General features: G+C 50.8%; 1 protein-coding gene. It reads right to left on the bottom strand.

What is annotated here, in order from left to right:
- Nucleotides 1-126: 126 nt before the first annotated feature.
- The coding region (locus FS736_RS24560; RefSeq protein ID WP_186326907.1) for a hypothetical protein at nucleotides 127-323 on the bottom strand (197 nt) is incomplete at its 5' end.

Here is a 323-nt window from a genome sequence, read left to right as displayed (position 1 = left end):
AATTCCGCCGACGTAGCCCATTAACTGCGACAATCCTGCTCCGTATCGATGTTCACGTGCCCCAACCTCCTGCCTCTTCACCCCATTCATCCCAAACACTTTTTCATCCACACCTTTCTCTTCCTTTCAAATTTTCTTCAATCGAACAAACACCTCATCTTTTACCCACCCCCCCCTCATCCCCTTCTTCATTTCCTCCTCCCACATATCCAGCACTTCCCCCACCTTCCCAATCCTCTCATCTTTCTCCTCGCCCACTTCCCCTGCGACTACTCCAACCTCGACACCAGTACCCTTCATTCCAAGACCGTTTCCACCACAAT

The organism is Cytobacillus oceanisediminis 2691, from assembly GCF_007678455.1.
GTDB classification, from domain to species: Bacteria; Bacillota; Bacilli; order Bacillales; family Cytobacillaceae; genus Mesobacillus; species Mesobacillus oceanisediminis_A.
The sequence above is the reverse complement of the archived record's forward strand: the minus strand, read 5'-3'. Positions and strand labels throughout refer to the sequence as shown.